Source organism: Nocardia sp. CA-128927, assembly GCF_050955855.1.
Classification (GTDB): Bacteria; Actinomycetota; Actinomycetes; order Mycobacteriales; family Mycobacteriaceae; genus Nocardia.
The window spans coordinates 698438-724115 of record NZ_CP192087.1 but is presented as its reverse complement, the minus strand read 5'-3'; the positions used below and the strand labels follow the sequence as shown (position 1 = coordinate 724115).

Annotated in this window: 30 protein-coding genes and 1 riboswitch; of the genes, 15 read left to right on the top strand and 15 right to left on the bottom strand. The window is 68.0% G+C overall.

The features are described 5' to 3' along the window. Positions 1-151 precede the first annotated feature (151 nt). From ACQPW1_RS03545 to ACQPW1_RS03525, 5 genes are all read left to right on the top strand, one after another. Positions 152-1036 (top strand): metal ABC transporter solute-binding protein, Zn/Mn family, encoded by an 885-nt coding sequence (locus ACQPW1_RS03545; protein ID WP_433661344.1) that lies wholly within the window; start codon positions 152-154, stop codon positions 1034-1036. Between the two features lie 11 nt (positions 1037-1047). Next, positions 1048-1986 (top strand): metal ABC transporter ATP-binding protein, encoded by a 939-nt coding sequence (locus tag ACQPW1_RS03540; protein ID WP_433661343.1) that lies wholly within the window; start codon positions 1048-1050, stop codon positions 1984-1986. A gap of 29 nt (positions 1987-2015) precedes the next feature. Next, on the top strand, positions 2016-2852 hold the full coding sequence (locus ACQPW1_RS03535; RefSeq protein WP_433665127.1) for a metal ABC transporter permease: 837 nt from the start codon (positions 2016-2018) through the stop codon (positions 2850-2852). Between the two features lie 757 nt (positions 2853-3609). After that, entirely contained in the window at positions 3610-4782 is a 1173-nt protein-coding gene (locus ACQPW1_RS03530; protein ID WP_433661342.1) for an acyl-CoA dehydrogenase family protein, read from the top strand. A gap of 55 nt (positions 4783-4837) precedes the next feature. Further along, on the top strand, positions 4838-5647 hold the full coding sequence (locus ACQPW1_RS03525) for an enoyl-CoA hydratase/isomerase family protein (RefSeq protein WP_433661341.1): 810 nt from the start codon (positions 4838-4840) through the stop codon (positions 5645-5647). Here ACQPW1_RS03525 and ACQPW1_RS03520 read toward each other — a convergent pair. From ACQPW1_RS03520 to carD, 6 genes are all read right to left on the bottom strand, one after another. Then, complete coding sequence (locus ACQPW1_RS03520; RefSeq protein WP_433661340.1) at positions 5644-5922, bottom strand: DUF4190 domain-containing protein; 279 nt, start codon at positions 5920-5922, stop codon at positions 5644-5646. The two genes, ACQPW1_RS03525 and ACQPW1_RS03520, sit on opposite strands and share 4 nt — an antisense overlap. A gap of 81 nt (positions 5923-6003) precedes the next feature. Beyond that, on the bottom strand, positions 6004-6978 hold the full coding sequence (gene rlmB / locus ACQPW1_RS03515) for a 23S rRNA (guanosine(2251)-2'-O)-methyltransferase RlmB (protein ID WP_433661339.1): 975 nt from the start codon (positions 6976-6978) through the stop codon (positions 6004-6006). Beyond that, positions 6978-8408, bottom strand: coding sequence for a cysteine--tRNA ligase (cysS, locus tag ACQPW1_RS03510; RefSeq protein ID WP_433661338.1), 1431 nt, complete (start codon positions 8406-8408; stop codon positions 6978-6980). Before cysS ends, rlmB begins: the two co-directional genes overlap by 1 nt. Positions 8409-8472: 64 nt before the next feature. After that, positions 8473-8940: a 2-C-methyl-D-erythritol 2,4-cyclodiphosphate synthase gene (gene ispF, locus ACQPW1_RS03505; RefSeq protein WP_433665126.1), complete on the bottom strand. Its 468-nt coding sequence runs from the start codon at positions 8938-8940 to the stop codon at positions 8473-8475. Between the two features lie 2 nt (positions 8941-8942). Continuing rightward, on the bottom strand, positions 8943-9668 hold the full coding sequence (ispD, locus tag ACQPW1_RS03500; protein ID WP_433661337.1) for a 2-C-methyl-D-erythritol 4-phosphate cytidylyltransferase: 726 nt from the start codon (positions 9666-9668) through the stop codon (positions 8943-8945). A 2-nt stretch (positions 9669-9670) separates the two neighbouring features. After that, the gene (carD, locus tag ACQPW1_RS03495) at positions 9671-10159 is read right to left on the bottom strand and encodes an RNA polymerase-binding transcription factor CarD (RefSeq protein ID WP_011206964.1); all 489 of its coding nucleotides are present in this window, start codon (positions 10157-10159) and stop codon (positions 9671-9673) included. A gap of 360 nt (positions 10160-10519) precedes the next feature. Between carD and ACQPW1_RS03490 the strand changes: the two genes are divergently transcribed. Together ACQPW1_RS03490 and radA are read left to right on the top strand one after the other, a co-directional pair. Further along, positions 10520-11227, top strand: a complete 708-nt coding sequence (locus tag ACQPW1_RS03490; protein ID WP_433661336.1) for a hypothetical protein — start codon at positions 10520-10522, stop codon at positions 11225-11227. A gap of 121 nt (positions 11228-11348) precedes the next feature. Beyond that, on the top strand, positions 11349-12761 hold the full coding sequence (gene radA, locus ACQPW1_RS03485; protein ID WP_433661335.1) for a DNA repair protein RadA: 1413 nt from the start codon (positions 11349-11351) through the stop codon (positions 12759-12761). A 25-nt stretch (positions 12762-12786) separates the two neighbouring features. On the opposite strand, the gene ACQPW1_RS03480 is transcribed toward radA, so the two are convergent. Together ACQPW1_RS03480 and ACQPW1_RS03475 are read right to left on the bottom strand one after the other, a co-directional pair. Further along, entirely contained in the window at positions 12787-13476 is a 690-nt protein-coding gene (locus ACQPW1_RS03480; protein WP_433661334.1) for a hypothetical protein, read from the bottom strand. A 122-nt stretch (positions 13477-13598) separates the two neighbouring features. Further along, a complete protein-coding gene (locus ACQPW1_RS03475; protein ID WP_433661333.1) occupies positions 13599-14222 on the bottom strand; it encodes a carbonic anhydrase in 624 nt (207 codons plus the stop codon). 90 nt (positions 14223-14312) lie between these two features. On the opposite strand from ACQPW1_RS03475, the gene ACQPW1_RS03470 reads away from it, so the two are divergent. Next, positions 14313-15203, top strand: coding sequence for an A/G-specific adenine glycosylase (locus ACQPW1_RS03470; protein ID WP_433661332.1), 891 nt, complete (start codon positions 14313-14315; stop codon positions 15201-15203). Here ACQPW1_RS03470 and ACQPW1_RS03465 read toward each other — a convergent pair. Then, positions 15200-15946 (bottom strand): alpha/beta fold hydrolase, encoded by a 747-nt coding sequence (locus ACQPW1_RS03465; protein ID WP_433661331.1) that lies wholly within the window; start codon positions 15944-15946, stop codon positions 15200-15202. The two genes, ACQPW1_RS03470 and ACQPW1_RS03465, sit on opposite strands and share 4 nt — an antisense overlap. Before the next feature lie 93 nt (positions 15947-16039). Between ACQPW1_RS03465 and mhuD the strand changes: the two genes are divergently transcribed. From mhuD to ACQPW1_RS03445, 4 genes are all read left to right on the top strand, one after another. Continuing rightward, the gene (gene mhuD / locus ACQPW1_RS03460; RefSeq protein WP_433661330.1) at positions 16040-16354 is read left to right on the top strand and encodes a mycobilin-forming heme oxygenase MhuD; all 315 of its coding nucleotides are present in this window, start codon (positions 16040-16042) and stop codon (positions 16352-16354) included. 73 nt (positions 16355-16427) lie between these two features. Further along, positions 16428-16588: riboswitch (cobalamin riboswitch) on the top strand. Between the two features lie 29 nt (positions 16589-16617). Continuing rightward, positions 16618-16812 carry a CbtB domain-containing protein gene (locus tag ACQPW1_RS03455; RefSeq protein ID WP_433661329.1) on the top strand — a complete coding sequence of 65 codons (195 nt, stop codon included), beginning with the start codon at positions 16618-16620 and terminating at the stop codon, positions 16810-16812. A 56-nt stretch (positions 16813-16868) separates the two neighbouring features. Then, positions 16869-17663, top strand: a complete 795-nt coding sequence (locus ACQPW1_RS03450) for a CbtA family protein (RefSeq protein WP_433665125.1) — start codon at positions 16869-16871, stop codon at positions 17661-17663. A 35-nt stretch (positions 17664-17698) separates the two neighbouring features. Then, positions 17699-18244: a hypothetical protein gene (locus tag ACQPW1_RS03445; protein ID WP_433661328.1), complete on the top strand. Its 546-nt coding sequence runs from the start codon at positions 17699-17701 to the stop codon at positions 18242-18244. Between the two features lie 125 nt (positions 18245-18369). Here ACQPW1_RS03445 and ACQPW1_RS03440 read toward each other — a convergent pair whose 3' ends face one another. The 3 genes from ACQPW1_RS03440 to ACQPW1_RS03430 form a co-directional block, all read right to left on the bottom strand. Beyond that, entirely contained in the window at positions 18370-18810 is a 441-nt protein-coding gene (locus ACQPW1_RS03440) for an OsmC family peroxiredoxin (RefSeq protein WP_433661327.1), read from the bottom strand. A gap of 192 nt (positions 18811-19002) precedes the next feature. Next, a complete protein-coding gene (locus tag ACQPW1_RS03435; RefSeq protein ID WP_379281985.1) occupies positions 19003-19323 on the bottom strand; it encodes a DMT family transporter in 321 nt (106 codons plus the stop codon). Between the two features lies 1 nt (position 19324). Further along, on the bottom strand, positions 19325-19972 hold the full coding sequence (locus tag ACQPW1_RS03430) for an FMN-dependent NADH-azoreductase (protein ID WP_433661326.1): 648 nt from the start codon (positions 19970-19972) through the stop codon (positions 19325-19327). A 152-nt stretch (positions 19973-20124) separates the two neighbouring features. Here ACQPW1_RS03430 and ACQPW1_RS03425 point away from each other — a divergent pair, with 152 nt between their 5' ends. Beyond that, on the top strand, positions 20125-20742 hold the full coding sequence (locus ACQPW1_RS03425) for a TetR/AcrR family transcriptional regulator (protein WP_433661325.1): 618 nt from the start codon (positions 20125-20127) through the stop codon (positions 20740-20742). Positions 20743-20791: 49 nt separating this feature from the next. On the opposite strand, the gene ACQPW1_RS03420 is transcribed toward ACQPW1_RS03425, so the two are convergent. Both ACQPW1_RS03420 and ACQPW1_RS03415 read right to left on the bottom strand, forming a co-directional pair. Continuing rightward, positions 20792-21643, bottom strand: coding sequence for an ABC transporter permease (locus ACQPW1_RS03420; protein WP_433661324.1), 852 nt, complete (start codon positions 21641-21643; stop codon positions 20792-20794). After that, positions 21640-22542, bottom strand: a complete 903-nt coding sequence (locus ACQPW1_RS03415) for an ABC transporter ATP-binding protein (protein ID WP_433661323.1) — start codon at positions 22540-22542, stop codon at positions 21640-21642. The genes ACQPW1_RS03420 and ACQPW1_RS03415 overlap by 4 nt, the downstream gene beginning before the upstream one ends. A 291-nt stretch (positions 22543-22833) precedes the next feature. On the opposite strand from ACQPW1_RS03415, the gene ACQPW1_RS03410 reads away from it, so the two are divergent. Both ACQPW1_RS03410 and ACQPW1_RS03405 read left to right on the top strand, forming a co-directional pair. Beyond that, a complete protein-coding gene (locus ACQPW1_RS03410; protein WP_433661322.1) occupies positions 22834-24294 on the top strand; it encodes a sensor histidine kinase in 1461 nt (486 codons plus the stop codon). An 8-nt stretch (positions 24295-24302) separates the two neighbouring features. Beyond that, on the top strand, positions 24303-24965 hold the full coding sequence (locus ACQPW1_RS03405; protein ID WP_433661321.1) for a response regulator transcription factor: 663 nt from the start codon (positions 24303-24305) through the stop codon (positions 24963-24965). Here the strand turns inward: ACQPW1_RS03405 and ACQPW1_RS03400 are convergent, their stop codons facing one another. Then, entirely contained in the window at positions 24966-25610 is a 645-nt protein-coding gene (locus tag ACQPW1_RS03400; RefSeq protein WP_433661320.1) for a vWA domain-containing protein, read from the bottom strand. Positions 25611-25678 lie beyond the last annotated feature (68 nt).

Sequence of the window (25678 nt, the reverse complement as noted above, 5' to 3'; positions counted from 1 at the left end):
CCGCGCAAGTGCGCGTCCCGGTCGGCGGGCCCGGACTCGTCTCGGCGGCGCGCAGTTGCTAAAGTGAAACAGAAACCATTTCCATTAAGCTGCGTAGTGTCACCCGCTCGAGTGCGTCACCAGCTGTTGAGCGTCACAGGAGTGCCCCCGCGTGAAGACAAGCCTTGCCATACGGTTCGCCGGTGTCGCCGTGGGGGTTGTCGCCGCACTCTCGCTGACCGCCTGCGGCAACGATGCGAAGGATTCGGGTAAGCCGTCCGTCATCGCCTCCACCAACGTCTGGGGCGATATCGCTGCCACGATCGCGGGACCGGACGCCACCGTCGAGTCGATCATCAGTGATCCGTCCGCCGACCCGCACTCGCACGAGACCTCGGCCGTCGAGTCCGCCAAGCTGCGCGACGCCGACCTGGTCGTCTACAACGGCGGCGGCTACGACGAGTTCGCCGAGAAGGCCGTGGCGGGGCGGGACAAGCGCACCGTCGACGCGTTCGAATCCCGGCCGAACAAGGGCGACCAGAACGAGCACGTCTTCTACGACATGAGCACCGTCGCCGCGGTCGCGGATCGAATCGCGGGCAGCCTCGGCGAGCTGGCCCCCGGCGCCGCTAGCGCTTTCACCGAGCGCGCGGCCACCTTCAAGAGCGGGCTGGCCGGGATCACCGCGATCGCGGGCAAACTCGCCGCCGAGCACCCGAAAACGCCGGTGCTGCAGACCGAACCGCTGGCGCACTACCTGTTGCTCGCCGCCGGAGTCGAGGATCGGACGCCGCACGAGTTCCAGGAGGCGATCGAGCAGGAGACCGATCCCGCGCCCGCCGCGGTCGCCGCGACCCGGGAGCTGTTGACCGGCAAGCAGGTTCGCGCACTCGTGTACAACGTGCAGACGCAGGACAAGATCACCAAGGACCTGCGTTCGGTGGCGCAGTCCAACGGGTTGCAGGTCGTCGAGGTGACCGAAACCCTGCCTGCCGGAGTCGATTACCTGCAATGGCAGACCAAGAACGCCCAGGCACTCAGCGCGGCGTTGAGTTGACGAGCACTGCGATGAACCAGGGGGTCGCGGTGAGCGAACACACCGAACCGGCGCGGCGGCAAGCACTTTCGAACACTTCGGCGGTACGGCTCAATGGGGCCCGGTTGTCGTTCGGTGAACGCACGCTCTGGCAGGAACTGGATCTCGACGTCGCGCCAGGCGAATTCGTCGCCGTCCTCGGGCCCAACGGCTCCGGCAAGACCTCGTTGATGAAGGTGCTGCTCGGCCAGCTCGGGCTCAGTGCCGGTACCGCCGAGATCGCGGGCGGGCCCGCGCGGACCGGCAACCCCGACATCGGCTATGTGCCGCAACAGAAGACGATCGATGCCGGGGTGCAGCTGCGCGGCGTCGACCTCGTCGGGTTGGGCTACGACGGGCACCGCTGGGGCCTCGGGCTCCGGGCGCGGGCCGACCGCAAGCGCAAGGTCGCGGCCGCGATCGCCGATGTCGGCGCGGAGAGGTTCGCGCACGCGCCGTTGGAGACCATGTCCGGCGGCGAGCAGCAGCGGCTGCGGGTGGCGCAGGCGCTGGTCGGCGATCCGAAGGTGCTGCTCTGCGACGAACCGCTGCTGAGCCTGGACCTGGCCAACCAGCGACTGGTGGCGGAGCTGATCGACAAGCGCAGGCGCAGCCACGACACCGCGGTGCTTTTCGTGACACACGAGATCAATCCGATTCTGCCGCTGGTGGATCGGGTGCTGTACCTGGTGGACGGCAAGTTCCGGATCGGCACGCCGGAGGAAGTCATGACCTCCGCGGTGCTGTCGGAGCTGTATCAGACCGAGGTCGATGTGCTGCGGGTGCGCGGGCGGCTGGTGGTCGTCGGCACCGGGGACACGATGGACGCGCTCGGCACGGCGGGGGCGCACTGCCACGGTGCCGCGGGCGACGGCCATCGCGCCCCGGAAGTCGCCGGTGCCGAACAGGATTCGAGCGTGGTGCGCTCGTGATCGACAAGCTATCCGGTGTGCTCGGCAAGATGTTCGACTTCGGCACCACCGCGAACCTGCTCTCCTACGACTTCGTGCAGCAGGCGGTGCTCGCCGCCGCGCTGCTCGGGCTGCTGTCCGGGGTGATCGGGCCGCTGATCATCAGCAGGCAGATGTCGTTCGCGGTGCACGGCACCAGCGAACTGTCGCTGACCGGTGCGGCCGCCGCGCTGCTCGCCGGAATCGGGGTCGGTGTGGGTGCCATCGCCGGGTCGGTGGTCGCGGCCGTGCTGTTCGGGTTGCTGGGAACGCGTGCCCGAGAACGCGATTCGGTGATCGCGGTGGTGTTGTCGTTCGGGCTCGGGTTGTCCGTGCTGTTCCTGTGGCTCGGCCCGGATCGGGCTGGCTCGAAGTTCTCGCTGCTGACCGGGCAGGTTGTCAGCGTCGGCAACAGCGGGATCACCTTGCTCGCGGCCTGCACCGTCGGCGTGCTCGCGGTGCTCGCGATCGTCTACCGCCCGTTGCTGTTCGCCAGCTCCGACCCGGAAGTGGCAGTGGCGCGCGGGGTTCCGGTGCGGACGCTCTCGATCGTGTTCGCGGTGCTGCTCGGCATCACCGCCGCCTTCGGGGTGCAGATCGTCGGTGCGTTGCTGGTGCTGGCGTTGTTGATCACGCCCGCCGCAGCAGCCGCGCAACTGACCGCTAATCCGGTGCGGGCCACGGTGCTTGCGGTGGTCTTCGCCGAAATCGCCGCAGTAGGCGGCATTTTGCTGTCACTCGCGCCCGGCGTCCCGGTGTCGACCTTCGTCACCACGATCTCATTCCTGATCTACCTGGTCAGCCGAATGGTAGGCACCCGCCGCCGCCACTTAGCCCGAGCTCGCTGATCCCACAGAGCCCCCATACCCTTCACAGACCCCCAACGTCAACACCCTGTGAATGGTATGCACGCTCTGTGAACCCCCTGCTCTCGTCCAAAGCGCTTGGGACGCAACCACAGCCAGATGACCACCTCGGGAGCTGGACACCACGCACCTGACGAGTAACTAAAGCCGGGTACGGCAGGCGACGCGCTCAGCACTACTTCACAGGAAAACGTGGACAGGCCTTCAGCTCACTGGACTGTTCACCTCTGAAGTCCTTTGAAGCTCTCGCCCGGATAGGTGCACCTTTACGGGGAGCTCTAGGTGTACTGATCCGGATTCGTGCACTGAGAGATCTCCGATGGTGTGCTGTCCCAAAGGTTTTCGACAGGTTCGTGGGATGACCGGAGTAGTGCTGGGCGCGTGAGGTGGGGTACCCGACCTTCTCTGCCGCAGCCTGGGCACTGGAGGTGGTGGTTGGGAGCAGGAGGACTGGCTGTGGTGCTGTTCTCGAGATTTCCATCATTGAGTCGAGTCAAATGGTTGCTCTTGGAGATCAACTAGCGACTATATGACTCGACTCGATTGGGAGTGGAAGTTGGCCGGGGATCTCTATGTGGTCGGCGCGGGGGGTGCATAGCGTTCGGGTAGCGGCCCGGCGGGGCGTTGAGGGCGGGTGCCTTCAGTCGCTCTGCCTGGGTTTCGTATGCTCGACGCACGCGGCCTCGCGCATGCGCGCTCGCAAGCGCTCCAAGCACCCCCGAACGATTGGTGACCAACGATGATCGACTTCTCGATTCCCGCCGAGCTCGCCGCCGAACGCGATCGAGTACGCCAGTTCGTCATCGACAAGATCGTTCCGTTCGAGCGGGATCCGCGGCTCACCGCGCACGGGCCGACCGACGAGCTCCGGCAGGAACTGGTCGAGCTGGCGCGGGCCGAGAAGCTGCTCACCGTGCAGGCGCCGGAGTCGCTCGGCGGGCGCGGGCTGTCGCATATCGGGCAGGCGGTGATCTACGAGGCGGCGGGCTGGTCCACCCTCGGCCCGATCGCGATGAACTGCGCGGCGCCGGACGAGGGCAACATGTTCCTGCTGTCCAAGGTCGCGAACCCGGAACAGGTCGAGCGGCACCTCGCGCCGATGGTCGCCGGGCACCAGCGCTCGGTCTTCGCGATGACCGAACCGGACGGCGCGGGCTCGGACCCGGCCCAGCTGGCCACCACCGCCACCTTCGACGGCGAGAACTTCACCATCAACGGCCGCAAATGGCTGATCACCGGGGCCAACGGCGCCAAGACGTGGATCATCATGGCGCGGCTCGCGGAGAACCCGCACCTGCCCGCCGGTCCGACGCTGTTCCTCACCGACGGCGACCAGCCGGGCATCGTCATCGAACGCACGATGAACACGATGGACCGGAACTACGTCGCCGGGCACGGCGTCGTCCGCTTCGACAACCTCACGCTGCCGCAGTCAGCGCTGCTCGGCGACACCGGTCAGGCGTTGCGCTACGCCCAGCTGCGCCTGGCCCCGGCCCGGCTCACCCACTGCATGCGCTGGCTCGGTGCGGCCGAGCGGGCGCAGAGCATCGCGGTGGACCACGCGCGCACCCGCACCGCGTTCGGCAAGCCGATCGGCGAGCACGAGGGTGTGTCGTTCATGTTGGCGGACAACGAGATCGCGCTGCACCAGTGCAGGCTGACCATCTGGCACGCCTGCTGGCTGATGGACCAGGGCGAGAAGGCGCGGCACGAGAGCTCGATCGCGAAGTCGTACGTCTCCGAGGAGCTGTTCAAGGTGGCCGACCGGTGCGTGCAGGTGCTGGGCGGCATCGGCATCAGCGACGAGACGGTGGTCGAGATGATCTTCCGCGACATCCGCGCGTTCCGCCTCTACGACGGGCCGACCGAGGTGCACAAGTACGCGATCGGGCGCAAAGTACTGCGTGGCTGAACGAGGTTTTTCGGGCCAGGGCCAGGGCGGGTCCGGCTCGACTAACATCGCTGGCATGAGTTCGGAACTGCACGTCGATGTCTCCGCGGGCATCGCCGTGCTCACGCTCAATCGGCCCGCTCAGCAGAACGCCTTCACCCCGACGATGGCCGCCGAACTGAGTTCCGCGTTGCAGCGTTGCGATGTCGAGGACAACATCCGGGTCGTCGTGATCACCGGCACCCCGCCCGCGTTCTGCGCGGGCGCGGATCTATCCAGCCGGGTCGGCGACGTCAGCGCCACCATCGAGCCCGCGCCCTGGCGGGTGCGCAAACCGGTGATCGCCGCGGTCAACGGGCACGCGGTCGGCATCGGCCTCGCCCTGGCGTTGCAGTGCGACCTGCGGTACATGGCGCGGGACGCGGTCTACGGGCTCAACCAGGTCCGCCGCGGCGTGCTCGCCGACGGCTACTCGCACTGGACGCTGCCCCGCCTGGTCGGCATGGCCAATGCCGCGGACATCATGCTGACCGGCCGCACCTTCGACGGCGACGAGGCCAAGGCGATGGGCCTGGCCAACGGCTGTATGCCCGGCGGCGAGGTGCTGCCGATGGCGCTGGCCATCGCGCACGACATCGCCAACGGGTCCGCGCCGCTGCCGGTGGCGATGTCCAAGCGGCTGCTGTGGGAAGGGCTCGGGATGAGCCCGACCATGGTCGGGCAGCTGGAGACCGACCTGAACGAGCACGTCGGCAAGAGCATCGACGGCGGCGAGGCGATGGCGGCGTTCAAGGAACGCAGGCAACCCAACTGGACCGGCAGCGTCAGCGAGGAATGGCCGGCCTGGGATGAACGGGGCGACCAGGAACGTCCCAGCCTCGATTAAGCGTTGCCGCCGAGCAGGATCATCAGATACAGCAGCGCGAAGACGATCATCAAGACGGTGCCGATGATGCCGAGGATGTACCCGACCACCACCTGAACGCGGCCACCGTAGGCGCCGTGGGATTCCTCGATCTGGTCCAGCGCCCGCTTGCCCATCGCCCATGCCACCGGCCCGAGCACGCCGCAGCAGAGCACGCTCGCCGCACCGAGCCACAACACCGCCGTCGCGTTCGGATGCTCGACCGGATTCCCGATGGGCTGGTTGGGTATCACCACGAGCCGAATTCTACGGGGACAGCGCGCCCCGCCGCGTCTATTGCCGTGTGCCGAGGGGCGTTTCGCGCTTGCGGCGCAGTATCAAGAACGGCGTTGGCGGGCGATTTCGGCGAGGACGACGCCTGCGGCGACCGAGGCGTTGAGGGATTCGACCGGGCCGGCCATCGGGATGCCGAGGATCGAGTCGCAGTTCTCGCGGACCAGGCGGGACAGGCCCTTGCCCTCCGAACCGACCACGATGACGGTGGGTTCGCGGCCGTCGAAGTCGTCGAGGGTGGTGTCGCCACCCGCGTCGAGGCCGACCACCTGGATGCCCTGGGAAGCCCAATCCTTCAGCGTGCGAGTCAGATTGGTGGCGCGGCCGACGGGCAGCCGAGCGGCGGCACCGGCGCTGGTCCGCCAGGCGACCGCGCTGACGCTCGCGCTGCGGCGCTGCGGGATCAGCACGCCCTGACCGCCGAAGGCGGCGACGGAGCGGATGACGGCACCGAGGTTGCGCGGGTCGGTGATGTTGTCCAGGGCCACCAGCAGGGCGGGCTCCGGCGAATTGCGGACCTCGGCGAGCAGGTCGTCCGGGTGGGCGTAGCGGTACGGCGGCACCTGCAGGGCGACGCCCTGGTGCAAACCGTTGGCGCTCAACCGGTCCAGATCGCCGCGCGGCACCTCGAGAATCGAGATACCCGCGTCGGCGGCCATCTGCACGCTCTCGGACAGCCGCTCGTCGTTCTCGACGCCGAGTGCGACATACAGCGCGGTGGCGGGCACGCCCGCGCGCAGGCATTCGACCACCGGGTTGCGCCCGAGCACCATTTCCGGGCTGTCGTCGTCCTTGCGTCCGGCCGCGCGGCCCGAGCTGCCCCGGGGACCCCCCTTGGCGGCGGCCTTCGCCGCGGCGGCGGCGCGCTTGGCCGCGGGATGCTTGGTGCGCTCGACGGCGGGCGGGGTCGCGCCGCGACCCTCGAGCCCGCGCCTGCGCTTACCGCCGGAGCCGACGACGGCGCCCTTCTTGGTTCCACCCTTACGGATCGCACCACGACGCTGCGAATTGCCTGCCATTACTTGGCCTTTCCAGGTTGTAGCGCGTCCGGCGCCGTAAGCGGCGCAGCGCCAAGGGCCCATTCCGGCCCATTTTGCGTGTCGGTGACCTCGATTCCGGCTGCCTGCAATCGATCGCGGGCGGCATCGGCGCTCGCCCAATCCTTGTCTGCTCGCGCCTGTTGACGGCGGTCGAGCTCGGCGCGCACCAGCACGTCGAGCGCGCCCTGTGCCGCCGACGAGTCGCGTGGGGTGAACCAGTGCGGATCCAGCGGGTCGACACCGAGGATACCGAGCATGGCGCGGAGCTGTCCGGCCAGGTCCCGTGCGCTGTCGATGGCACCGGCCTCGAGCGCCTTGTTGCCCTCGTGCACGATGCGGTGGATTTCGGCCAAGGCCTTCGGCACGGCGAGGTCGTCATCGATGGCCGCGGCGAACGCGTCGGTCCACTTGCCCACCGGGATATCGCCCGCGCGGTCGGCGGTCCGGTGCACGAAGGCCTCGATGCGCTGGTAGGACTGGGCCGCGTCGTTGAGGGCCTTGTCCGAGTACTCCAGCATCGAGCGGTAGTGCGCGCTGCCGAGGTAGAACCGCAGCTCCACGGCGCGCACGTGGGTGAGCACGTTCGGCACGGAGAGCACGTTGCCCAGCGACTTGGACATCTTCTCCCCGCCCATGGTCACCCAGCCGTTGTGCAGCCAGTACTGGGCGAAGCCGTCGCCTGCCGCCTTGGACTGGGCGATCTCGTTCTCGTGGTGCGGGAACACCAGATCCATACCGCCGCAATGGATATCGAATTCGGGGCCGAGGTAGAACTCGGCCATCGCGGAGCATTCCAGGTGCCAGCCGGGGCGGCCCGGTCCCCACGGCGACGGCCAGGTCGGCTCGCCGGGCTTGGCGGCCTTCCACAGGGTGAAGTCGCGCGGGTCGCGCTTGCCCGCGCCCGCGCTCTCGCCCTGGTGCACGTCGTCGAGGCGGTGGCCGGACAGGCTGCCGTAGTCGGGGTAGCTGACCACATCGAAGTAGACGTTGCCCTCGGAGGCGTACGCGTGCCCGCGATCGATCAGACGCTGCATCATGTCGACCATCTGGGTGATGTGGCCGGTAGCCCGTGGCTCCACGGACGGCGGCAGCACGCCGAGGGTCTCGTAGGCGTTGTCGAAGGCGCGCTCGTAGGTGGCGGCCCACTCCCACCACGGCCGGCCCGCCTCGGCGGCCTTGGTGAGGATCTTGTCCTCGATGTCGGTGACGTTGCGGATGAACCACACGTCGTAGTCGTGCGCGAGCAGCCAGCGGCGCAGCACGTCGAAGGCGACGCCGCTGCGCACGTGGCCGATGTGTGGCGCGCCCTGCACGGTGGCACCACACAGGTACACCGAGGCACGGCCGGGGACCAAGGGCGCGAAGTCGCGCATGGTCCGCGTGTCGGTGTCAAAAAGGCGCAGCGTCACGGCGTTCGATCCTAGCTGGTAGATAAGCCTGTACCCGGACCGGCTCAGGTCCGTCGGAGCGGGGTCAGCGACAGGATTGCAGCAGGGCGGTTGCCATGGCGGCAATGCCGTCGCCGCGGCCGGTGAGTCCGAGGCCGTCGGTGGTGGTGCCGGAAACCGAAACCGGGGCGCCGAGCAGCTCGCCGAGCAGTTGCTGGGCCTCGGCGCGGCGCGGTCCGATCTTGGGTCGATTGCCGATCACCTGGACCGCCGCGTTGACGACCTCGTAGCCGGCCTCGCCGAGCAGCCTGCGCACTTCCTTCAGCATGGCGGCGCCGGAGACGCCCGCCCATTCCGGGCGGTCGGTGCCGAAGACCGAGCCGAGGTCGCCGAGTCCGGCCGCCGACAGCAGTGCGTCGCAGAGCGCGTGGGCGGCGACGTCGCCGTCGGAGTGGCCGGCGCAGCCGTCGTCGCCGTCGAAGAGCAGTCCCGCCATCCAGCAGGGGCGGCCCGGTTCGATCGGGTGCACGTCGCTGCCGATGCCGACTCGCATATTCACTGGGCCACCGCCCGGCGGACGTCGGCGCCGTCGAGTACCGCGTGGGCGAGCAACAGGTCGAGCGGGGTGGTGATCTTGAAAGCTAAGGGGTCGCCAGGGATGGTGTGCACCTGGTTGCCGAGCAGTTCGACCAGTCCGGCGTCGTCGGTGGCCTGGACGCCTTCGGACAGGTAGGCGGCGCGCAGCAGTCCGGCCGCGAAACCTTGCGGGGTTTGGATGGCGCGCAGTTGCGCGCGGTCCGGGGTGCCGGTGACCGCGCCCGCGGCGTCGACCGACTTGATGGTGTCGGTGACCGGAAGCGCGGGGACCACGGCGAGATGTCCGGCGCGCAACTCGGCGGCGACCCGGGCGATGAGCTCGGGTGGGGTGAGGGCGCGCGCGGCATCGTGCACGAGGTAGTAGGCGGCCTCGGGTGCGGCGGCGATGCCTGCCCGCACCGAGTCGATGCGTTCGGCGCCGCCGACGACCACGTGTACCGAATCCGAGGGCGGCAGCAGGGCAACGGCGCTCTCGACGAATTCGGCGGGAACCATAACGATGATCCGGTCGACCGCTCCGGAGGCGATCAAGCCTTCGACAGCGAGTCGGACCATAGGGCTGCCGCCGACCGGGACGAACGCTTTGGGCGTGGCTTCACCCAGGCGGACGCCGCGACCGGCGGCAGGCACCAAAGCAACGACGGTTCCGTCGGTGAGACGAGCACCGTTGTCGAGTTTGTTCACGGTCAGGAAGCCGCGGCGAGGACCTCGTCCAGCAGCGTCTCGGCCTTGCCGTCATCGGTCCCCTCGGCGAGCGCGAGCTCACCGACGAGGATCTGACGGGCCTTGGCGAGCATCCGCTTCTCACCGGCGGACAGGCCGCGATCCTGCTCTCGACGCCACAGGTCGCGGACGACCTCGGCCACCTTGTTCACATCGCCGGAGGCGAGCTTCTCCAGGTTGGCCTTGTAACGGCGGGACCAGTTGGTCGGCTCCTCCGTGTGCGGCGCGCGCAGAACCTGGAAGACTCGATCGAGACCCTCCTGGCCGACGACATCACGTACGCCGACGTATTCAGCGTTCTCTGCGGGAACCCGAACAGTCAGATCGCCTTGGGCGACCTTCAGGACCAGATACTCTTTTTGCTCACCCTTGATGGTGCGAGTCTCGATAGCTTCGATCAGCGCCGCTCCGTGGTGGGGGTAAACGACGGTGTCTCCGACCTTAAAAATCATGTGTCCCGTGCCCCTTTCGATGTTCACAGTTTAACATGCGACTCGGTAACGGCGCGATCAACTGTGCAGGTCAGGGCCACAACGAGGCAGCGGCGGGGCTTGACAATGACCGCCTGTTGTGCATTATGTTGTGCCAGAACAGGTTACCTCCCCGCACTGCCCCCGTCCCGGCCCCCCGACCTGACCTGGCAATGCTCCCGTCATCCGCTGATGCTCGACCGATCTGTTACCAACGACCCGCGCGTCGCGAGCCCCGGCTCCCGGTCCGGAGCGGGAACTACTACGCTGCCTAGTTATTACTCTCCCTTGCGGAGTGACCCGGTCGACATGGAGGGACAACCCGTGACTGCCCTGAAAGCTGTGACCGCCCTGAAAAAGGCGCGACGTCGCATGGTGCCGGTTGCCGCACTCGCCGCAGGTGCGGCGATCGCGCTGACCGGCTGTAGCTCGGGCCAGATCTCGCAGACCGCGGACCAGGTCGCCGCGATCAATGGCAACCACGCCGACGTCGGCAAGATCGCGCTGCGCAACGTGCACATCGTCTTCCCCGCCCAGGGCACCGAGTACAACAACACCAAGGGCGGCAAGGCGATCATCGCGCTGTCGATCATCAACAACAGCCCGTCGGTGCCCGACGAGCTGACCAGTCTCACCACCGACCTGGGCACCGTCAAGATCACCCCGGCGGCCGGCAAGTCGACGGTGGAGCTGGCCCCGCAGCAAACCGTGGTCGCGGCCACCAAGCCGGTCAAGCCGACGACGCCCGCGGCCGACTCGCACGGCGCGAGCCCGACGTCGGCCGCGCCGACCTCGGCCAAGCCCGACGCGCACGGCACCGACCATGCCGACGTCGCCGAGGCGACCACGGATCCCGAGGCGAAGCCGATCCTGATCGAGATCACCGGCCTGACCAAGGACATCACGCCCGGCCTCACCTACAACGTGGCCTTCAACTTCAAGCAGAACGGCACCGTGCAGGTCCAGGTGCCGGTCGACGCGGGCGCCACCGAGCGGCACGAGTCGGACAAGTCCGGCGCGACCGAGGCCGAGCACAAGAGCGGACACTGAGCGTCTAGCCCCCTTACGGAGACGGCTGCCACACCCATCGGGTGCGGCAGCCGTTCTTTTATCCGGCCCGGTGCGAGCCGAGGGCGGACAAGTTGTCGGATGCGGTACGTAAGGTGCGCGTGTGGCAAAGACCAGGTCGATCTTCCGGTGCTCCGCCTGCACGCACGAGGTCGCCAAGTGGGTGGGTAAGTGCCCCGACTGCGGCGCGTGGGGCACCGTCGACGAGGTAGCCGTCGCGGCGACGGGTGCGGGCGCCCCGGCCAGGCGCGCGATGCTGCCCAGTACCGCCGCCGCGCCGATCTCCACCATCGACTCCCAGGTCACCCAGGCGCGGCCGACCGGGGTCAGCGAGCTGGACCGGGTGCTCGGCGGTGGCGTGGTCCCCGGCTCGGTGGTGCTGCTGTCCGGTGAGCCCGGCGTCGGCAAGTCGACGCTGTTGCTCGAGGTCGCGCACCGCTGGGCCCGGCAGCACGACGCGAAGTCGCTCTACGTCACCGCGGAGGAATCGGCCGGGCAGGTGCGGCTGCGCGCCGACCGCACCGGCGCGGTGCACGAACGGGTGTATCTGGCCGCGGAATCCGATCTTTCGATCGTGCTCGGGCACGTCGAGCAGGTGCAGCCGACGCTGCTGGTGGTCGACTCGGTGCAGACCATGCTCGCGCCCGACGTGGACGGCGTGATCGGCGGTGTCACCCAGGTGCGCGCGGTGACCTCCGCGCTGACCTCGCTGGCCAAGGCGAGCGGGATCGCGGTGCTGCTGGTCGGGCACGTCACCAAGGACGGCAATATCGCCGGCCCGCGCACGCTGGAACACCTCGTCGACGTGGTGCTGCAGTTCGAGGGCGACAAGAACTCGTCGCTACGGATGGTGCGCGGCATCAAGAACCGGTTCGGCGGCGCCGACGAGGTCGGCTGTTTCGAGCTGCACGAGGACGGCATCGCCTGCGTCGACGACCCGTCCGGGCTGTTCCTGCACCACCGCACCGATTCGGTGCCCGGCACCGCCGTCACCGTCGCGATGGACGGCAAGCGGCCGCTGGTGGCCGAGGTCCAGGGCCTGACGGTGGAGACCGAGATTCCGAATCCGCGCCGCGCGGTCAGCGGACTCGACTACAACCGGGTCGCGATGGTGCTGGCCGTGCTGCAGAGCCGCGGCAAGGTGTTCCTGGGCAAGTCCGATGTCTATGCCGCCACCGTCGGCGGCATGCGGCTGCTGGAGCCCGCCGCCGACCTGGCCATCACGCTCGCCATCGCCAGCGCCAACTCCGAGGTGGCCATTCCGGCGGGCTGGGTGATCCTCGGCGAGGTCGGGCTGGCCGGCGAGGTACGCAAGGTGACCGGGCTGGAACGCAGGCTGGCCGAGGCCGAGCGGCTCGGCTTCACCACTGCGCTGGTGCCGCCCGGTTTCACCCCGCTCAAGCGCAGTGGCATGAAGATCCACGAGGTCGCCGACGTCCGCTCGGCCATCCGCATCACCGGCACGCGCAAACGGCGCGCGCCGAAGGAGGCGAAGGAAGTGGCACCCGATTTCTAACGGGCCCAATCGAATCCGGGGTCGCTCAGGCCGGGGTCAGATTGAACGGCTCCGGCGAGCTGTGCAGCGATCCGAATTGCGCGATGACCTGATACGCGCCAGCGGGCACCGGCACGCGCTCGCCGACGCAGCCCTGCTGCGAGGTGGTACCCGACCAGCGCACCGTGAACAGCGCCTGCTCACCGGGTTTCAGGTTCCGCTGGTTCGACTCGTCGACGGGCGAACAATCCGAACTGGTCCAGAAGCGGCGCTGGCCGTCCAGCGACAGCACCGACGCCTGGATCTGTGCCAGGTTCATGTCCCGCTGGCACTGCGAGCTGGAGATGTTGGTGATGACGATCCGGAAGTTCGGCTGCTCGCCGACCCGGTAGGTCGGCTGGTCCACACTGATCTTGATCGCCAGCGACTGGTCCGAGCACTGCCCCGGCCCCGCGGCCGGTTCGTTCGACGCGGACGGGGAGACGCTCGACGTCGCGGGCGCGCCGGATTCGCTGGGGCCTGCGGCCTTTGTCGTCGAGGCATCGGCGGGCTTACTCGTCGTCGAGGACGACGCACCGGCGGCGACGGGCTTCGTGTCGCCGGGCGAGTCGCCACCGCGGGCCACCGTCAGCACGAGCCAGATGACCAGCGCCAGCGCGACGACCAGGGCACCGATCGCCAATGCGCGACGACGCCAATAGATCTCCGGTGGCAGCGGTCCATTCGGTTCCAGCACGCCTCAACGGTAAGGGCACGACCGGGCGCGATGACTCATGCGGGCGGCGTGTCGGTCCGGATCACGCGATCGTGGCGAGTAAATTGCCGCCCGCACGCTGGGCAAACATCGACGACCTCGGCTCAGGCGAGCTCGCCGATGTTGCCGACGACACGCTGCAACTTCACCTGGCCGTCGGCGAGCTTGTATGTGACACAGGCGATCGCGCATTCGCCGGTCGCGACGCGCTGCGAGATGATCATCGACCGCTGCATCAGCAGCCTGCTCGTCTCCACCACGTGCCTGGCCTCCATCTCGTCGACGGTGGACAGGCCCTCCCGGCGGCCGATCAGAATGGACGGCGTGACCCGTTCGACCACGCTGCGGATGAATCCGCCGGGTACCTCGCCGCCGTCCAGCGCGTCGATGGTGGCCTTCACCGCGCCGCAGCTGTCGTGCCCGAGCACCACGATCAGCGGAACGTCGAGTACCTGTACGCCGTACTCGATCGAACCGAGCACCGAGCTGTCCACGACGTGGCCCGCGGTGCGCACGACGAACATGTCGCCGAGGCCCTGGTCGAAGATCAACTCGGCGGCGACCCTGGAGTCACCGCAGCCGAACAGGATCGCGGACGGATGCTGGCCGCTGACGAGCTTAGCTCGGTCGGAGGCGCCCTGGCTAGGATGCTGCAGCGCACCGGAGACGAAACGGTCGTTGCCTTCGCGCAAAGACTTCCAGGCACTGACCGGATTTGAATCAGGCATACCGACCATTGTGCACAAGGCTTGTGTTACCAGCCAGTTCGTTTGGTTACGGGTCGGCAAATACCGACCGGCGGCAGTAGGGCAGGAACAGTGAGGAAAGCACCGAACAGCATCGATGCGGACGTATTGCTCGACTGGTACGAGGAGACCGCACGCGATCTACCGTGGCGCCGCGCCGAGGTCACCGCGTGGCAGATCCTGATGAGCGAGATCATGCTGCAGCAGACCCCGGTGGTCCGGGTCGAGCCGATCTGGCGGGAGTGGGTCGCGCGCTGGCCGGTGCCCTCGGCGATGGCGGCCTCCTCGCAGGCCGAGGTGCTGCGCGCGTGGGGCAAGCTCGGTTATCCGCGCCGGGCGCTGCGGCTACACGAGTGCGCCCGGGTGCTCGCGACGGAGCACGGCGACGAGGTGCCCACCGACGTGGACGTGCTGCTCGGGCTGCCCGGCATCGGGGCGTACACGGCGCGGGCGGTCGCGTGTTTCGCCTATGGGCAACGAGTTCCGGTGGTGGACACCAATGTTCGCCGGGTGGTCGCCCGCGCCGTGCACGGTCGCGCCGAGGCTGGCAATCCGTCGTCGCGTGATCTGCCGGAGACGGAAGCGCTACTGCCGCAACAGATCGACCGTGCGGCGATGTTCTCGGCCGCGTTGATGGAGCTGGGTGCGACGGTGTGCACCGCACGCACACCTGACTGCTCACGCTGCCCCTTGCCGAGTTGTGCATGGGTCGCCGCGGGCCGCCCCGTCTCCGAAATCGTCCGGCGCACACAGAAATACGAGGGCACCGACCGGCAAGCACGCGGCAGGCTGCTCGACGTCCTGCGCGGCGCGACAGGTCCGGTCGAGCGCGTCAGTCTCGACCTCGCCTGGCCACGCGACCCCGGTCAGCGAGCCCGCGCCCTGGACTCGCTTCTGGTCGACGGCCTGATCGAGCAGACGCAGGACGGCCTCTTCGCCCTCGCAGGCGAAGGCGGCAACTAGACCTTCAGCACGCGGCGCAGGAAGCGCTCGACGGCAGCGCGGTACTGATCGGGCTGGTCGTCGTGCACGAGATGCGCTGCGCCAGAGACGAGTACGTGCTCGGCGTCGGGATGGGTCGCGGCCATCTGACGCATCTGGCCGGGTGGGGTGATGGTGAATTCGCCCTCGAGCAGCAGCACGGGCACTCGGATGGCGTGCCATTGCGGCCAGAAGTCGCGGCTCCCCCACTCCTCCGAGATGTCGCGGAACGTCGCGACCGAGCCGTGCAGCCGATACCCGTCCGGACCGTGCTCGAACGAGTTCAGGAAGTACCGCCCGGCGACCGGCCCGAAGAACTTCAGTACCGCATCGGCGTTCGGAAACGGTTGTGGCCAAGCCTCGATCATCGCCGCCCAGTCCGCCGCCGTGCGGCCGGTGAAATCCGGAGCGATGTCCTCGATCACCAGCGCGCGGACCCGCTCGGGGTGCGCCGCGGCGAACACCCAGCCGTGCAGCGCGCCCATCGAATGCCCGATCACCACCATCGGTTCGGTGATGCCCGCCGTCGCGGCGGTCAGATCGGCGACGAAGGCCTCGGTGGTCAGCTCGTCCGGTGCGGGCCTGCCGTGCCCCGCCGCGTCGAAGGTGTAGACGTGGCCGTAGTCGCGCAACCAGTCCAGCTGATCGTGCCAGGTCCTGGCGCTGCCCATCAATCCGTGCAACAGCAGGATCGGCACACCCGCTCCGCCTTCGTCGTGCAACACCCCGCTGATTCTGCCGGGCGCGCGTTCATCGTGTGCGGTACCCCCGATACGGCCCATACCGGACGGACGCTCAGGGGTCGTATTGTCGAGCCCATGGCTGTTGTGAAGATCAACGCGATCGAGGTTCCCGAGGGCGCGGGCCCCGAGCTGGAAAAGCGGTTCGCCCACCGTGCGCACGCGGTCGAGGGCTCGCCGGGATTCCTCGGCTTCCAGTTGCTCCGGCCGGTCGCCGGTGACAAGCGGTACTTCGTTGTCACCCAGTGGGATTCGGAAGAAGCGTTCGCGGCATGGCGGGACGGGCCCGCGCGCGAGGCACATGCGGGCGAGCGGCAGAAGCCGGTCTCCACGGGTGCTTCGCTGCTGGAATTCGAGGTCGTCCTCGACGTGACCGCGAAGCCGGCCAACTGACGTACCGAACACTGCCGGGCAGGCTGACCTGCCCGGCGACTCGCCCGACGCCGGGGCGCGATCAGCGCTGGTCGTGTTGACGTCGGGTGCCTCCGGGTGTCACAGTTCGAATGACAAAACGCGAGGGTGATGCGGTAATCCGGTGAAAATCCGGAGCGGTCGCGCCACTGTGTTCCATGCACCGAGTCCTTGGGTGCCGGAAAGCCAGACACCGGCATCTTCGCAACCCATTCGACGGGACGCGCATCCCTAGGAGGACTCGCATGGCTATCGCGCATTCGCCGAGCCGGGCAAACGAATCACTGGCCACTGTGCTCGTCACAGTTGGTGTCGTTCTACTCGCACTGCTCACGCTGTACCTGGTCGGCTTCGATCAGGGCGTCATCTCGCGCAGCGGGATGTACATGCATGAGTTGATGCACGACGGACGTCACCTGCTGGGGCTTCCGTGCCACTGAATTCATCCACGGCTGTCCCCCTGAACTCACCCACCCCGCCGACTCCGTCGGCTGCCATCCCCCTGGCCGGTTCCCTCAAGACCCTGCTGCTGCGCGGTCTGCTGGCCGGTCTCATCGCGGGTCTGCTGGCCGCGTCGGTCGGCTTCTTCGTCGGTGAACCGAAGATCAACGCCGCCATCGCCATCGAGGAAGCCGGTTCCGCCGCTGCGGATCATCCGCACGGCGCGGAAGCGGAGGCGACCAACGGGCATTCGCACGGTGACGAGGAAGAACCGCTGGTCAGCCGCACCGGGCAGAAGGCGGGACAGTTCCTCGCTCTCAGCCTGGCCGGTCTCGCACTCGGCGCGATCTTCGCCTCGGTCGCGCATTTCGCGCGTCGCTACAGCACGCTCTCCGGGCCGAAGCTCGCGCTCGGACTCGGGCTCGGCGGCTGGGCCGCGATCGTGGCGGTGCCGTTCTTCAAGTACCCGGCGAACCCACCCGCGGTCGGCGATCCGGAGACGATCAACCAGCGCACCCTGCTCTGGGTGGCCGCTGTGCTGCTCGGCTTGGTGGCCGTCGGCGCGAGCGTCTATGTCTACAAGTTGCTGCGCGGCCAGCTGAGCACCTTGCGGCTGATCGGCGGACTCGCCGCTTTCCTCATCGTCACGATCGCGGGCTACATCCTGCTGCCCGGCATCAACGAGGTGAAGGCGGACTTCCCGGCCGCGCTGCTGTGGCAGTTCCGGGCGGCGTCGCTCGGCGAGACCGCGACGCTGTGGGCCTGCCTGGCCCTCGGCTTCGCCGCACTCAGCGAATTCGCCACGCGCAGTGATACTCCGGTACGAGAGTCGATCGCTACCGCGGGCTGATCCGCATCCGGAATACGAAGGGCAGTGTCGGTGTCATGACCGGCACTGCCCTTTCCCTTTGGCCCGCACCACTGCGTACGGGCGCACCAACGCAACCACCGCGCGCGGTGCTCGTCGCGTTCGTCGGCCTCGTCGTCGCCCTGCTCGCCGGGGTCGCCGAGGCGATCGAACAGACCGCGCTGCTGCTGGAGCGCGACGAGATCGACGTGGCAGGCTTGGCCACCGGACTCGCCGTGCGGCTGGGGATCTACCTGGTCGTGCTGGTGGTCGCCATCCGCATGACACACGGCGCCCGCTGGGCCCGGCTGCTGCTGACCTTCGGCATCGGCGTGATCGGCCTGCTCTCACTGATCATCGAGCCACTGGCGGCGCTGCTGTCCGCAGACAAGTTCGGCGACCTCTTCGCCGACCTGACCATGGAGTCGGCGGTGATCGGCCTGTTCCGCACGATTCACGTGGTCGCGGTCCTGATCGCCATCCCCGCGATGTACCGCCCCGCCGCCCGCCAGTACTTTTCCGCCTCTCCGCGTATTCAGGCCAGACTCGAGCGCGGTGGTAGTGACGTTGGCGACCGGCGGTGACGTGGCAGGTGGGTTAGCCCGTCCCCGACGAGTTACCCATGTCCTCACGAAATCAGTTGTCATATAAAGCAACTGCCCGGCCCGCGCACAATCGTGCGCGAGCCGGGCAGTTGTATGTGCAGCTGTTACGCCAGAGCTGCGTCGAGCAGGATGTGGTCGACGCCCGCAAGCGCCTTGCTGACCGGGCAGCCCGCCTTGGCGGCCTCGGCCGCGGCGGCGAACGCCTCGGCGTCGATACCGGAGACCTTGCCGCGGACGGTCAGCTTGATGCCGCTGATCCGAAAGCCACCGGCCGGGTCCGGGCCGAGCGTCACGTCGGCGGAGACATCGAGGCTCTCCGGGGTGCCGCCCGCATTACCGATCTGCGCCGAGAGGGCCATCGCGTAGCAGGACGAATGCGCCGCCGCGATGAGCTCCTCCGGGCTGGTGGTGCCGTCGGCGTCGTCGGCCGAACGCTTCGGGAACGACACGTCGTACTTGCCGACCCCGGAACTGGCCAGCTCGACCTGTCCCGAACCCTCCTGCAGAGTGCCGGTCCAAGCGGTACGCGCGGTACGTGTAGGCATCACGGTCCTTTCTCATCCGCCTCTCCGCGTATTTAGGCCAGATTTAGGTGCCACGGCTGTTCCGTCGGCGGCCGACGGTGAGGCGGTCGTCACGTTACCCGGTCCCCGGTGAGTTACCCATGTGCATACGAGACCAGTTGTCACGTCTGTCTCTTGGGGCACACCGGATCTGGCGCGGGGTCCGCCGGAACGTCACTCGGGATTGGTGACCCTGGCCAGCACGATGCCACCGATGATCAGCGAGAGCGCGAACACCCGGCCCGCGCTGAGCGGGTCCTTGTTGAACACGATGCCGAGGCCGATGGCGCCGACCGCGCCGATCCCGGTGAAGATCGCGTACGCGGTGCCGACCGGCAGCGTCTGCATGGCCCTGGACAGCAGATACACGGCGGTGACGCCGAGCACGAAGCAGATCACCGTCGGCACCAGGCGGGTGAAGTTCTCCGTCGGTTTGATGCTCTGCGACCAGACGATCTCGACCAGGCCCGCGATGCCGAGGACGACCCAGTTCATGTCAGTACTCCTTCGCGAGATTGCGCGCGGTTTCGAGAGCGAGCGCGTACGACTCGTCGTGCTTGCCGCGCAGGTGCGCCAGCGCGGGATCCTGCCGGGCATTGGCCAATTCGGCATTGATGAAAACCGTGTCCTGGACGGCGAAATGACCCGCGAAGAAGTCGCGCAGGAAGCGCTCCTGATAGTCGTAGGCGGCCTTCGGCGCACCGGGTGAATAGGCGCCGCCACGGGCGGTCGCGACAACGAAACGGCGGTGGCCCAACGACATTCGCGGGAACGTCACTTGGTCCAGCCACGCCTTGAGGGCGGCCGGAATCGAGTAGTTGTACATCGGGGTGCCGATCAGGATGACGTCCGCGGCCAGCACCTCGGCCAGCAGCGTTTCCACGATCGACCACGCCACGGCCTGCTTCGGCGTACGCACCAGTTCGCTGAGCCGACGCAGGTCGGTGGTTTCCTGCGCGAGCACCGCATCGCACAGCTCGGTCCAGGCCTCGTCGATGAACGGCACCGGGTCGGCCGCCAGATCCCGGTAGCGGTAGACACCGTCGGGGTTCTCGGCGCGCCACGCATCGGCGAACACGGCGCTCAGCTCCCGGCTGATGGAACGGGTACGGGCGCTCGCGTCCAGGTGCAACAACGTACTCATGACAAGACCTCACTCTGTGTTTCCGTGCCGCCGGGTGCGGGTTAAAGGCATCAGCTCCAAATGGACGTCGCGTCCACTTAGTGCCGAGTCCGACTGTATCCACAAATGGACACAGTGTCCACTTATTCCGGAACTCGGGTACAGTCAGCGGCATGACCAGCCACACGGATCTGCTCACCGGGCAAGCGGCGGCCCCCTCGGCCGCCCCGCCCGAGCGCGCGGACGCGGCCCGCAACCGGGCCAAGGTGCTCGCCGCGGCGGCCGAGCTGTTCGCCACCCGCGACCCGCGCACCGTGACGATGGACGACATCGCCAAGGCGGCAGGCGTCGGCCGTGGCACGCTGTATCGCCGCTACCCGGACCGGAATTCGATCGCCGTCGCCCTGCTCGACGAACACGAACGGGCGCTGCAAGAGCAGCTGATCGGCGGCCCGCCGCCGCTCGGACCCGGTGCGTCGCCCGCGGCACGGCTGGCCGCGTTCTACGCCGCGATGGTCGAATTGCTGGACGCCCACGCGGATTTGGTGCTCGGCGCGGAAACCGGCGGGGCACGATTCGCGACGGGCTCCTATGGGTTCTGGTACGCCCACGTGCGAGCGCTGTTGCTGGCGGGCAAGATTCGCGAGCCCGATGCGCTCATCGATCCGCTGCTCGCCCCGTTGGGTGCGGAGATCTACCAGCAGCAGCGCAGCCGCGGCCTGACCTCCGAGCAGATCGCGGCCGCGCTACGCCGCCTCGCGCACTCCGTGTTCGGCGAGACGCTCGACTGACACGCGAAAGCCGTTGGTAGTTGTCCACCAACGGCTTTCGGCCGGTTGCTCACACCAGATCGCGTCTGCGCATCAGCCACATGGTTCCCGCGACGAAGAGCGCGATGTAGATCCCGAGCATGATCAGCGATTCGGTGCGCGACAGGATGTCGAGCACACCGGGCGTCCCGGCGCCGACCGTGCGCATTGCCCCCGCCATGGATCCGGCGGCGGTGCCGGGCAGGTGATCGGTGATGACCGCGATCGGCGAGAAGATCGCCGCCACACCGCGCAGCAGGTTCTCCACCACCAGCACCCACACCAGGCCCAGCCCGACGGCCAGCGCGGGACCACGAGCGATGGTGCCGATCAGCGCACCCGCCAACGTCCACATGCCGAGAATTGCGATGCCCGTGAGGATTCCGAGCGCCGACTGGTTCAGTGATGGCAGCGTGAGCGCCTGCGACTGGGTCACGCCGATCAGCGACGCCACCCCGATGTCGACCACGAACGCGGTGAGCACCAGCCCGACCACCACGACGAACAAGCTCACCAGCACGCCGCCGACCGCGCTGATCCGCGACGGTCCCTGGGTGAACACGGTTTTCCAAGTGCCCCAGCCGTATCCGCTTCCGGTCGTCAGCGCGCCGAGCACCAGCATCAGCGCGCCACCGAACATCGCCATGCCCTGGGTGAACACCCCCGGCACCGCAGCGGGCAACATCTGTTGCAGCAGCACGTCTTTCGGCAGACCGTTCGACATCCGGCTCGACTCGCCCGAGGTGTAGGCGAGACAGTTGAACAGGTACGCGAAGGTGAGGTTCAGCAGAATCCAGGTGCCGAGGATGATCCAGAACGCCGGCCACTTACGCAGCCGCAGCGCCTCCGCCTTCGTGCTCGCCAACAGGTCTTTCACGGTCATTTCGCCACTTCCAGCTGAGTCATTTCGAAAAACACTTCTTCCAGGGACTTTTCGTCGATCCGCAGCTCGAGCAGATCCGCGCCGGCCTCGATGACCGCCCGCGCCACCGCGGGTGCGGTGCCGTTGCCGCCTTCGATCCGGATGCCGCTCGACGTCAGCATCGCGGCGCGCTCACCGACCACCCCGCGTACGGCCGGGAACGCCACCTCCATCGGCTCGGCCCGCAGCAAAAGCGATGAGGCGCCGCGCAGTTCGGTGACCGTCGACTCGACGAGCAGCTTGCCCTGCGAGATCACGCCCACCCGATCGCAGATCTCCTGCACCTCGCTGAGCATGTGGCTCGACAGCAGCACGGTGTGCCCGTCGGCGGCGAGAGTGGTGATCAGCTCCCGCATTTCGGCCATGCCCTGCGGGTCGAGGCCGTTCGTCGGCTCGTCCAGAATCAGCAGATCGGGCCTGCCGAGCAGGGCGGCACCGACGCCCAGGCGCTGTTTCATGCCGAGGGAGTAGGTGCGGAACTTGTCGTCGGCGCGCTTGGCCAGGCCGACCCGGTCCAACGCCTCCTCGACCTCGGAGTTGTCGATGCCGCGGTATTTCCCGAGCACCCGCAGGTTGTCCCGGCCGGAAAGGTACGGATAGAAGCCGGGGCCCTCGATGAGGACGCCGATCCGGCGGACCACGGCGGGATCGCCCGGCGCGTGCCCGGCCACCGTCGCGGTGCCGTCGCTGGGCCGGATGAGCCCGACCAGCATGCGCAGCGTGGTCGTCTTGCCCGCGCCGTTCGGACCGAGGAACCCGTAGATCTCACCGGCCGCGACGCTCATGCTCACGCCGTCGACGGCGGCGTGCGTGCCGTAGCGTTTGGTCAACCCTCGGGTGACCACGATCGAATCTGTCATGCACCGAGAATCCGCTCCAGACCACCTCCACCACATCCGTCGCGCGGCGACGGTCGGCATACGTAATGCGGACGATGACCGATACTTCGAGCAGTCGTAGGCTCGGAACAGGCGCGACACGAGAGCGGCCACGAGCACGTCCGAGACGCTACTGTCTGTGAACGCAACAACTGATTTCGTATGTACATGGGTAACTCGCCGGGCACATGCTCACTCGCCGGGCACGTAACCGCCAGCCGCCGACGCCACTGGCGCGGCACCTGTGTCTGGCCTGAATACGCGGAGAGGCGGATGAGCATAACGAGTCGAGGCTCGCTGGGATGGGACTGGGGTGTGGCACTTGTGGTGGCCGCGCTCCAAATCGTCGGCGGCACATTCGCGAATATGAGGATGGGCGAGAATTCTCTCGACGTCCTCGGCTACCTGCTACTACTCGCGGGTCCGGTGGCGCTCATCTGGCGGCGGTCGCGGCCGATGCCGGTGCTGCTCGTCGCGCTCGGCGCATGTGCGGCCTACCTGGCGCTCGGCTACGGGTACGGGCCGATCTTCTTCTCGTTGGTCATCGCATTCCTGACCGCGGCGAGCACCGGATCACGCTGGTGGACTTACCCGCTCGTGCCGGTCGGCTACCTCGTGCTGGTCTGGCCGGTACCCGAACTGTTCGGCCGTGGCGCGAATGTGTGGCAGATCTTCGCGCTGATGGCCTGGCTTTCGGTGCTGCTGTGCGTGGTCGAGGGCATTCGGCAGCGCAAGGCCGTGCTGGTAGCGCGCAGGCAGCGGGCCGAGGCCGCGCGCCGCGACGAGGAGGCGCAGCGGGAACGGCGGTCCAGCGAGGAACGCCTCGCCATCGCCCGCGAGCTGCACGACGTACTGGCGCACAGCCTTTCGCTGATCAACGTGCAATCCTCGGTGGCGCTCGAGCTGTTCGACAAGAAGCCGGAGCAGGCCGCCAGCGCCCTGGACGCGATCAAGACAGCCAGCCGGGACGCGCTCGCGGAGGTGCACACGCTGCTGCACTCGATCCGCACCGGCGGCCCCGTCGCGGGCGAATCCGACAGCGACGAGGGCGAATTCGCCGACGTCGAGCGCAGCGCACCGAGCAGGCGCCGGCCGCGTGGCTGGAGTGGCCGCAATTCAGCTGGTACCGAACGTATTTCGGCGGAAGATGAGCAAACGAGCAGGGCCGCTGGCGAATCCGCCGAGGCCGAGGCTCGCCCCGCGGCACCGCGGACGCCCGCGCCGAGCATCGCCGAGCTGGACACCTTGCTCCAGCGGGCTCGCGCGGCCGGTTTGTCGGTGAGTACCAAGATCATCGGCGAACCGCAGCAGCTGCCCAGCGTGATCGACGTGGCGGCCGCGCGGATCATCCAGGAGTCGCTGACCAATGTGGTGCGGCACGCGCCGGGCGCGGAAGCCACGGTGATGGTGCGCTACGCGGCGCAATCCGTCGACATCACCGTCGACAACGCCCGCCCGACCGCACCGGTATCGCGGTCGGGGACCAGCGGCGGCAACGGGATCATCGGTATGCGCGAGCGCACCCACGCCCTCGGCGGCGCACTCACCGCGGGCCCACGCCCGAGCGGCGGTTTCCGGGTCGCGGCGCGACTGCCGTTGCGGCCCATCGCACCGAGCGAACGCAAGCAGCCACCGAGCCGGTCCGACAACGCGCCCCGGCCCGACAACGTGCGGCCGATCAGGCCCGACGACAAGGCGCAGCAGCCCAGCGCGCACGGGCCCGCGGCGCAGTAGGACGGGCAATGACGATCCGGGTCCTGGTTGCCGACGACCAAGCGCTGGTACGCGGCGGTTTCGTCGCCCTGCTGGAGGCGCAGGACGGCATCGAGGTGGTCGGCGAGGCGGACAACGGCGAACAAGCCGTGCGGATGACCCGCAGCCTCCTGCCGGACGTGGTGCTGATGGACATCAGGATGCCGATCCTCGACGGCCTCGCCGCCACCAGGATGATCGCCGAGGACGACAAGCTGGCCGAGGTGAAGGTGGTCGTGCTGACCACCTTCGAGCTCGACGAATACGTCTTCGAGGCGATGCGCGCGGGCGCGACGGGTTTCCTGGTCAAGCACACCGAACCGGCCGACCTGGTGCGGGCGGTCCGGGTGGTCGCGGACGGCGACGCGCTGCTCTCCCCCGGCGTCACCCGCCGCCTGATCGCCGAATTCTCCGCGCACGCCAAAACCCCGCCGCCCGCAACGCTTTCCGAACTCACCGAACGCGAGCGCGAGGTGATGGTGCTGGTCGCCGAGGGGCTCACCAACGCCGAAATCGGTGAGCGGCTCTTCATGAGCCCCGCCACCGCCCGCACGCACGTCAGCCGCATTCTGATGAAACTCGGTGCCCGCGACCGCACCCAATTGGTCGTCATGGCTTACGAATCCGGCGTGGTGCGCCCCGGCTGGCAGTGACTACGCGCTACCGGGATTCGACTGTTCGCGCTCCGCTTCGGTGAATCCGCGCTTCGCTTCGCTGGACCTGGTCTGCAGCCGGGCCGAACTGGCCGACGCCGCGCGGAAAACTCCCGAAACACCCTGCGGCGCAGCGGCATAGGTGATCGAGTTGGCGGGGTCGAAACCCATTTGGGCGCCGATCGCAACCGCGTCCATATTCGCGCCGAGGAACAGGAAATTCCAGTTGTAGACATCCTGCTGCTGGGTGATCAGCGATTTCACCGCGGTATGCGACCACTCCTTGCTGGAATTCTCGTGACCGTCGGTGAGCACGACGACAATCACCGTGCCCGGCCGTTCGTTTTCGGGCCGTTTCGCGAGTTCCGCGCCGATGTCGGTGACCAGTCTGCCCACCGCGTCATATAGCGCGGTCATGCCGCGTGGTTGCAGATCGAGCGACGGCACCTGCGCGAGCGGACGGTTCGCGTAGACGCATTCGTATTCGGTGTCGAACCGCGCCAGCGTCACCTCGATCGTCTTCGGCACCTTGCGCTGTTCCTCGATGAAGGCGTTGAAACCGCCCTCGGTGTCGGATTTGATCGACTGCATCGATCCGGAACGGTCGAGCAGTACGGCGATCAGTGTCAGATCGGGATTCGTCATTCGGCACCCCCGGGTCGGTTCTATGAACCCCATCCAAAGTACCCCGGTATACGTGCCGAGGCGTACGG